Source organism: Bacteroidia bacterium (genome assembly GCA_037045145.1).
GTDB lineage: Bacteria > Bacteroidota > Bacteroidia > AKYH767-A > OLB10 > OLB10.
Genome location: JBAOIA010000009.1, coordinates 1 through 9,112, shown reverse-complemented (window position 1 = coordinate 9,112; position 9,112 = coordinate 1). Strand labels below are relative to the sequence as shown.

General features: G+C 37.3%; 6 protein-coding genes. 3 read left to right on the top strand and 3 right to left on the bottom strand.

The genetic code is table 11. The features are described from left to right. Positions 1 to 234: 234 nt before the first annotated feature. From V9G42_00610 to V9G42_00600, 3 genes are all read right to left on the bottom strand, one after another. Positions 235 to 1,458: an IS91 family transposase gene (locus V9G42_00610; protein MEI2757911.1), complete on the bottom strand. Its 1,224-nt coding sequence runs from the start codon at positions 1,456 to 1,458 to the stop codon at positions 235 to 237. Next, the gene (locus V9G42_00605; protein ID MEI2757910.1) at positions 1,439 to 2,341 is read right to left on the bottom strand and encodes a tyrosine-type recombinase/integrase; all 903 of its coding nucleotides are present in this window, start codon (positions 2,339 to 2,341) and stop codon (positions 1,439 to 1,441) included. The genes V9G42_00610 and V9G42_00605 overlap by 20 nt, the downstream gene beginning before the upstream one ends. 296 nt (positions 2,342 to 2,637) lie before the next feature. Beyond that, the gene (locus tag V9G42_00600) at positions 2,638 to 4,212 is read right to left on the bottom strand and encodes an IS1182 family transposase (protein ID MEI2757909.1); all 1,575 of its coding nucleotides are present in this window, start codon (positions 4,210 to 4,212) and stop codon (positions 2,638 to 2,640) included. Positions 4,213 to 4,336: 124 nt separating this feature from the next. On the opposite strand from V9G42_00600, the gene V9G42_00595 reads away from it, so the two are divergent. From V9G42_00595 to V9G42_00585, 3 genes are all read left to right on the top strand, one after another. Then, complete coding sequence (locus V9G42_00595; protein ID MEI2757908.1) at positions 4,337 to 5,161, top strand: FRG domain-containing protein; 825 nt, start codon at positions 4,337 to 4,339, stop codon at positions 5,159 to 5,161. Between the two features lies 1 nt (position 5,162). Then, a complete protein-coding gene (locus V9G42_00590) occupies positions 5,163 to 6,212 on the top strand; it encodes a DUF262 domain-containing protein (GenBank protein ID MEI2757907.1) in 1,050 nt (349 codons plus the stop codon). A 192-nt stretch (positions 6,213 to 6,404) separates the two neighbouring features. After that, positions 6,405 to 8,819 carry a hypothetical protein gene (locus V9G42_00585; GenBank protein ID MEI2757906.1) on the top strand — a complete coding sequence of 805 codons (2,415 nt, stop codon included), beginning with the start codon at positions 6,405 to 6,407 and terminating at the stop codon, positions 8,817 to 8,819. Positions 8,820 to 9,112 lie beyond the last annotated feature (293 nt).

Sequence of the window (9,112 nt, the reverse complement as noted above, 5' to 3'; positions counted from 1 at the left end):
AAAAAGCCCTGAGAGTAGAAAACACTTCAGGGCTTTTTGCTATTCGGTGTTCAGCGACACCGGTATTTTTTGTGTAGGAGGTTTTGTAGCTTTGGTTCTTTGTGATTTAGTGCTTTTTATAGTTACCGGTTGTAGTATTTCGCATGTTTGCGGATGATTGGGTTTGCTTAAACACACAACTTCCCCTACCCAAGATACTTAGGATTTTAGATGCTGTCATTATGTTTGTTGTTGTCATCGCATTTGTTTAACAGGTTTTTGTATCTTTTGTGGAGAGCCTTTGTTGTGCAACAGCGCTACATTTACTAACTGTACACCCTGCCGTGCTATGTTGATATAGATTGCCTGTAATTCTAAGGTTCCAGTTTTACAAACACTACACTGCGTAATATCCACACCGTACTTCATCGCTGCTAAAGTGGTTACGGGTAGTTTTACTTTTAGTGGTGGCTCTGCTATTTTTAATTGCCTGCAAATAGATTTTAAACGCTCTGTTTTGTTCTGATGGGATAAAAACCCACTGTGCCGTATCTTCACAAAACCTTTGGGCAGTATGTGTTGCTCAAACCTGCGCAAAAATTCTTCATGGCTCAAGGTCATCAACTTTTGTTTGTTGTCATCTTGGTAGTCTTTGTATTTGAATGTGATGGTTGTGTCGGTTATTGCCATTATCCGATGCGTAGTAATAGCAACCTTATGCGTATATCTGCCTAAGTATTCCAACACCTGTTGTGTCCCGCCAAAAGGACGTTTGGCATATACATTCCACTTGATGAACTGCAATTCTCCCATTGTTTTCTCAAACATTTTTTCATCTTCAATATTCAGTTGATGATTGAATTTTAATGCTAACAGTTTTTCTAAGAAATAGCCCTTGAAAATCTTTTCCATCGCTCTTCTGGGAAAAAGAAAGTTACCGGTCCTGCGTTTCTCTTTTTGCCATCGGCCCTCTTTATCTATGCCACCACCACTCACGATGCAATGTATGTGCGGATGAAAAGTTAAGTCTTGTCCGTTGGTGTGCAAAATGCTGATGATGCCCGGTGTTCCTCCAAGATATTTTTCATCACTACCCAATTTTCTAAGCGTATAATTGCTTGCTTCAAACAACAAATTAAGAACTGCTTTGCGGTTGCCCATGGCCAGACTTCTTAATTGCTGCGGCAGGGTAAACACGATATGGAAATAGGTGGTGGGCAACAACTCACTCATTCTGTCGTGCAGCCACTGTTCGCGCTTTAAGCCACCACAATTGGGGCAATGCCGGTTGCCGCAACTATGATATTGGTGATGTTGGTGAGAACAAGTATTGCAGCGATAAACATGCATGCCTAACCTTAACGTATGGCAATCGGACAACTTTTTCAACACACTTTGACTGTACGGATTAAACTGCTGTCCACTGTGGTGGGCAAAGATTCTGGTTTGAAGCCTTTGCTTAATTTCCGCTTGTTCCACTGCCCAATCTTTCTAAGGGAGATACAATGCCAAGCTGGGTGTGGTGTTGCAGGTGCAGATAAATCATGGTGGTTTCTAACTTGCTATGGCCAAGCAGTGTTTTTATCACATGAATATTATTGCCCTGATTGAGCAGGTGCGTAGCAAAGGAGTGTCGCAGGGTATGTGCCGTAAACCGTCCGCATTCGAATCCTGCTTTTTGCATGGCACTATTTACCACCAACTGCATGCTGCGTACATGAACAGCACACTTGGTCTGTTGGCTGGTAAACAGGTATTCTTTGGGGCGTCCGGCCTGTAAATAGTACTGCCTAAGCTGAATCAATAAACTTTGTGGCAGTAAGGTGAAACGATCTTTTCCGCCTTTACCCTGTACTACTTTAATACGCTGGTTGGTGCTGTCTATATGGCTAATCTTTAAATCACACACTTCGCTAATGCGCATACCGCAGCCATAAAGCAACCCCACAACACAGTATTCTTTTAAAGAAAGCGATGCATTAAACAGTTGGGCTACTTGCTGCTCTGTCATAATATCAGGAAGCACAAATTGTTTTTTAGGGTAAAGCTTGCTGGGAACGATATAATCCGATGGCATAACTTTCTTAAAAAAGTAACTACAGGCTTGTGCCACACTCCTGCATTTGGCTCGGCCTACCCTATGGTTCTCTTTAATAAATAGCACATAACGCTCAATGTGTTCTTGCCGTAATTCTTCCACTTGCAAATTGTTGTAATGCTTAAAGAGCAAGGTGAGCTCTTGCAGGTAGTTGCGCACAGAGCCCTTGCCGTACTCTTGTATTTGTAAAAGTTGCAGAGTCTTTTGCAACCATCTTTTGCCACTTTCATTGAGTGGTTTTAAAGAAATGGTGTTTCCTTTCATAATATATTTTTTGATGAAAGGTAATGTCCGTATCTTTGCTTATGATGTCAATAGCAAAATACAAAACTCACCGAAGGTGTCGCTTGAACAAGGTATTGGCAAAAGCAGGGCTGACGGAAGTATATCAACATTTGTACTTCTATCAGCTTTTGTGCAATATTTGAGCTGACGTTTTTCAAAGCCCTGCCTTCGCCAATACCCAAACCGTCAGGCTGTGAAAAAAGTCATTTTCTTTTAAAATACTGCTTTTAAAATTAATGTAGAAGTGCTCTTCTCTGTTTTAAGATGGCTTGATTTTATGCAGCGATATTTTCTTGGAAAAAATTAATGGGCGTATATTGGCTTATCAGCCGCGGCTGATGAAGTCTACTTTTAATTGAAAAATATCCTCCTGGATACTTTGGTGTCCAATTTTTCAGCACTTCCATCAGTCTATCAAAGCCTAAGATGTTCTTGGCGCGTTTTATATTGTAAACAGTCATGATGAGTGCCAGCTCTCCATTCACTTTTTTTAATCCTCTCAAATTGGTGTAATACAAATTCCACTGCCGTTTGATTGTGCCAAAGATATGTTCGTTTAGCTCCTGCCGTTTGCGGTATAACTCTGCGTTGGATTCATAGTTCGTTTTGTTTCTCTCTACCGCTTCGGCATATTCACTGCGTTCTATTTCCCTTCGACCATCCTGTCTGCCGGTGCAGAGGTGTTTTACAGGGCATGTATTGCAAGCTGTACTTCGGTACTTTTTAAATTGATAGGAGATGTCTTCACTGCGCTTTTTTGTATGCAATTTGCCTGTGGTATGCAGTGTTTCGCCTTGCGGACAGGTGTACGTATCGGTTTCCTGGTTGTACTTAAAGTGTTGAATGAGGTACTCAGGTTGTGTGCCACCTTCGTTGCTGTTCACTATCTCTTGCCTTGCTACTATTGTTTCTATTGCTGCTGCCTGACATGATTGCAATTCTTTTCCGGTGTGATATCCTTTGTCGGCTATAACCGTGAGGGCTTCTGCTTTTATATTCTCTTTGGCTTCGCTGCTTATATCGTACAAGGCATTTTTATCGTTGCGATTGATGGTGTGTGTGGCTACTACCAAGCTGTGCTGTGCATCTACGGCTGCTTGTACATTGTAGCCTACTTCTACCACTACACCTCGAACCAATAGGGCTCTTGCATCAGGGTCAGTAGTGCTTACCTGTGGCTCTTTATTCTCTTCTAGTTGCTTGGCTAATTGTTCGTACTTGATCTTATGTGTTTTCAGCTTGGCTAATTTATCTTCTACATCACTAATGGATAGACTCTGGACTTGGTTTTCTTCCCTATCGGCTTTATCTAACTGCTCTAAATATTGTTCTGTTTTTTCTTCGATATATGCCAGATGCCTTTCAATCTTTTTGGGGTTATAGTTATTCTTTTTACTGTTGCTCCCTCTTATTTTGGTGCCATCTACGGCAATCACATTACCACCAATCAAGCCCGCTTCTTTCAAAAACAACACAAACAACTTAAATAAGCTTTTTAGTGCCACAGCATTAATCTTTCGGAAGTCGGCAATAGAATGATAGTTCGGACAAAGTCCTTTGAGCAACCACTGCAACTCAATATTACGAACAGCTTCTTTCTCTAATTTACGACTGCTTCTTAATCCGTTTAAATAGGCATATAGATACAGTTTTAAAAAAAGTGCATCTTCAAAAGATGCTCTCCCGGCTTTTTTCTTTTCCCTCTGAATGAGCGATTGAATACCGAGTTGTTTTAAATCCAGCTTATCTACAAATGCATCTATAAATCGAATCTCATTGTCTTTTGCTATCTGACTTTCAAGGTTTGAAAAAGTGATTTGTTCTCGGTTGATACCTTGTATTTGAGGCATTTTTTTTATTTATTTCCCCTTAAAATTATTGAAATTATTTTACATTTGTAAATACTGAAAAAATATTTTTTTCACAGACTGACGTTGGTGGCAATTGTAAAAGACAGACGTAACATAAAGAAATATGGCGACAACATTAAACATTAAAACTATTTCGACATTAAAACAGTATTCTAGTTTTATTGAAGAGAAATTACAAAGTTCGACAGACTATATTTTATGGTTTCGTGGGACAGGAAAAAGTAGCTATACACTTTCGCCATCAATTCACAGACATTCTGAAATTACGCAAGACGAAAAAATTATTGAAATGGAAACACGAATCATTGACAGATTTAATCAAAGGTCTGTTCCATTTCTTTCACGACCTCTAGACAAAACAAATGATTGGGAAACCTTGTTTTTTATGCAACATTATAGAATTCCTACAAGACTTCTTGATTGGACGGAAAATCCATTTATTGCACTATATTTTGCATTAACAAGTGCCAAGTATGAAATTGAAGCAAAGAAAAAAGTTTATAAAGATGATGTAGCTGTTTGGGTTCTTGACCCTGTTGCTTGGAATAGAGAGTCACTAAAAGACTATACATACAATCAAGGTATTTTATCTGTCCAAGAGCACTTTTTAGAAAGTTATAAACCAAGGATTAAATTTGACGGAATGAGAGAAAAACCTGTTGCAATTTTTGGCACACATAATAGTCCGAGAATTGTCGCTCAACGTGGAGTTTTCACAGTGTTTGGAAAGAAAGTACAGCCAATGGAAAAAACCTATGTAGATGAAAAATACAAACAAGATTGTTTAATGAAAATTGTTTTCCCAAGTAACAAGATTAGTAACCTACTTCAATCATTAACTTCTCTTGGTATAACAGATTCGGTTGTGTATCCTGACCTAGAAGGTTTAGGAAAAGAAGTAATGAGATTTTTCAAATTCGATATATAATATGTTTACACTTAGAGATTTTGACCCAAAAACATTAAGTTGGTGGTATGACCAACGGGATAATATTGACTTTAAACCATCCTATCAAAGAAAAGGTAGGATTTGGACAGACAAAGACAAATCATACCTTATTGATTCAATATTGAATGGTTTTGATATTCCTAAAATTTACATTGCTGATTTTACTTTTTTCAATTCAGCACTGAATGAGAAGAGAAAACCTTATGCGGTTGTCGATGGAAAACAAAGGTTTGAAGCAATGTTTGATTTTTATGAAAACAAATTAACACTTGACAAAGAATTCGTTTTACTTGAAGACCCCAACATTTATTTAGGCGGTTTGAGTTTTAAGGACCTAAAATCAAAATATCCAAAACTTGCAAGTCGGTTTGAAAATTTTAATCTTTCTGTAAGAAGTATAATAACTGACAGTGAAGGAATGATTAATGAACTCTTTATAAGGCTTAATAAGAGTAAGCCTCTTACAGGTGCAGAATTGAGAACTGCAATGAAAGGTGTAGTTCCTAAATTGTTAAATGAAATTGTAAAACTTGATTTGTTTACAGACAGAGTTAAGTTTAACACTAAGAGAGGGCAAGATTCAAATGTTGCTGCAAAAATTCTACTATTAGAGTTCAGAGGCAAATTTGTAGACACTAAAAAAATACATATCGATAAATTAGTTGAAGACGCTTTAAAGGCAGAATTAGACTTTACTAGTGCTATGAAAACTATAAAATTGGTTGTGGGACAAATGAGTGATGCATTTATAACAAAAGACCCATTGCTTGCCTCATCAGGTTTACTTCCGGTATACTATTGGTTATTTAAGACCTATGGCAATTCAAAGAAAGGAGTATTAAGAAATTTCCTCGTCCAATTTGAAGAGAAGAGAAAGGAAAGTAGAAAGATTGCTATGAAAGACTTGGACTATGTAAATTTTGACAGACTTTCAAAAAGCTTAAATGACCAAGCTAGTTTACAAGGTTGTTTTAACATACTTGACAGAAAATTTAGTTATTGGATAACTAATGGACAACTACCAGAATAAAGAAAGAACAACAGCCACCAACACACGTTTGGCGTCATGCGGGGTGACGTTGGTTAATTCAAGTTCAGTTTTCCAATTGGGCTTTTGTGCTGGGCTGACAGTTTTGTGCTCCGAAATCCCGCACGAACGCCAAGCGTGGGAACGTTAGCACCAATTGTAAGACAACACCTAACAGACGAACAAAGACGATAAATGAAGTATAAAAACATAAGAGAAGAAGAACTGAAAAACAAAGTAGCACAAGACTACTTTTGGATATACGACTGCACAAAAATAATTGGCAACGTGGACTTTAGTGTTTGTATGCACCAAAGCCAAAAAGAACTTTTTGAACAAGAATCATTACTATGGGCAGAAGCAAAAAAAGGTTCTTCCGACATTTACAATTCTATCGTTCAGCTAATATTGACAATTGGTAAAGCAAGGACATTTGACAAGTTTTTGCCACCTGCAATGTTAGGAGCATTTGACGGTGAAAAAATCGCTTTTATTCCTTACAACGACATTCACGAAGTTTTTTACATAAATGACTTTAACTGGAATGTAACTCCTTCAAATCATACAACAAAAGAATTCAAACTCATTCACGAAAAAGTAAAAACAGTAATTGACAGCAAAGCACTACTCTTTAACTTTATAACAGATGACAGAGAACTAAAGAAATTCATTAAGAAGAATTTCATTGTCGGCAAATTCGGATTGACCAAAACGAAAATTGACAAGAACAATTTTATGGTCATTTACAACAAATGGCTACAAGCTGTAAAACCGACAATTGCAGTAAACTGGGACGTTGCAAAGAAAACGGGAATTATTGACGGTGACTTTTATCTTGCCGACCTTCTTTCACAAGAAAACAATACTTTAAAAGAAAAACTTTTTGTTTTATTAAGACACGACCATTACGAACTTGACAGAAAATTAGATGAAGCAGGAATGTTTAGCAGTAAACGAACTGACTTCACAGACAAGCAAGTTGCCCACACTCAATTTTGGAACAAATACGACCGACCACCAAAAGAAGAATATTGGGATTACATTGTAGAACGTAGAGATTTACTTGTTCCGCAAGACGTAAGAGAGCGAAAAGGAAGTTTTTTCACTCCTCAAATTTGGGTAGAGCTTTCTCAAAAGTATTTAACTGATGTATTAGGCGAAGATTGGCAAGACGAATATTACGTGTGGGACTGTGCCGCAGGCACAGGCAATTTGCTTGCAGGGCTTACCAACAAGTATAACGTTTGGGCTTCGACTTTAGACAGCCAAGACGTTGAAGTAATGCACGACCGTATAAAAAACGGTGCTAACTTATTAGACGACCACGTATTTCAATTTGACTTCCTTAATGATGATTTTAGCAGACTGCCTAAACCACTTCAAGACATAATCAATAATCCTGAAAAAAGGAAAAAATTAGTTGTTTATATCAACCCGCCATACGCTGAAGTTTCAAGTGTCGGTGATAAAGGCAAGGCAGGAGTAAATCAATCAAAAGCACATACAAAGTATGCTGATTCAATAGGTGCAGCAAGTAGAGAAATATATGCGTTTTTCTTTACAAGAATTTTTAAAGAAATAGACGGTTGCATTCTTGGTGAGTTTTCGACAATTAAGGTTTTACAAGGTGCTGCCTTTGCAAAATTTCGAGAGTTATTCAAGGCTAAGCTTGAAAGGATGTTTGTCGTTCCTGCATACTCATTTGACAATGTAAAAGGTAGTTTCCCAATTGGTTTCAAAATTTGGAACTTGTCAAAGCTGGAATCATTTATTCACGCTACAAGCGAAGTTTTTGATGAATCAGGAGAATTAATAGGACAACGACAGTTTTGGGCAAATCCAAAACTTGAATTCATAAATAAATGGATTACACGTTACAATGACAAATCTACCGAGCTAAAAATTGGATTTTTAGCTGGCACAAATGGTAATGATATTCAACAGAATAAAATCGTTTACTTATTAAATAGCAAAGAACAGATGGCTAATCCAAGAGGTATGTGGGTTACTCAAAATAACCTTATTCCTATTTCAGTTTATATGGCTGTCCGTAAAAGTATTGATATAAATTGGCTGAATTATTACGACCAATATTTTTTCCCTAATAACTTATGGGAATCTGATATTGAATTTCAAAATGACTGTTTAGCTTTTATTTTATTCCACGAAAAAAATAATATTGAATCGGATAAAGGAACAAATCATTGGATTCCATTCACCGAACAAGAAGTAAATTCCAGAGAAAAGTTTGAAAGCAATTTTATGAGTAAGTTCATAAATGGCAAGCTGAAAATTGACAACAACGGAAATTTATTTGGCAACCAAACTTTAAGGACAACTCCGCTTGTATTTTCAACTGAAGCGACAGCAGTTTTTGACTCTGCCAAAGAACTTTGGAAATATTACCATAGACAACCAAACTGTAATGTTAACGCTTCACTTTACGACATAAGAGAACATTTTCAAGGCAGAAACGAAGCAGGGAAAATGAACAATAAAAGTTCAGACGAAACATATATGAACTTAATAGGCGACTTGAGAGAAAAGCTTAGACAACTTGCCGACAAAATAGAACCGAAAGTTTACGAATACGAATTTTTAAAACAATGACAAGAGAAGAACAACTGGTGCTAACATTATGCCGAATAGAAAAAAGCCTTAATGCAAAAAAGCCCTGAGAGTAGAAAACACTTCAGGGCTTTTTGCTATTCGGTGTTCAGCGACACCGGTATTTTTTGTGTAGGAGGTTTTGTAGCTTTGGTTCTTTGTGATTTAGTGCTTTTTATAGTTACCGGTTGTAGTATTTCGCATGTTTGCGGATGATTGGGTTTGCTTAAACACACAACTTCCCCTACCCAAGATACTTAGGATTTTAGATGCTGTCATTATGTTTGTTGTTGTCA

Bases quoted from the DNA above. Each gene is read 5' to 3' on its own strand.
- V9G42_00605 (MEI2757910.1), bottom strand. From the start codon at position 2,341: ATGAAAGGAAACACCATTTCTTTAAAACCACTCAATGAAAGTGGCAAA.
- V9G42_00600 (MEI2757909.1), bottom strand. From the start codon at position 4,212: ATGCCTCAAATACAAGGTATCAACCGAGAACAAATCACTTTTTCAAAC.
- V9G42_00595 (MEI2757908.1), top strand. From the start codon at position 4,337: ATGGCGACAACATTAAACATTAAAACTATTTCGACATTAAAACAGTAT.
- V9G42_00590 (MEI2757907.1), top strand. From the start codon at position 5,163: ATGTTTACACTTAGAGATTTTGACCCAAAAACATTAAGTTGGTGGTAT.
- V9G42_00585 (MEI2757906.1), top strand. From the start codon at position 6,405: ATGAAGTATAAAAACATAAGAGAAGAAGAACTGAAAAACAAAGTAGCA.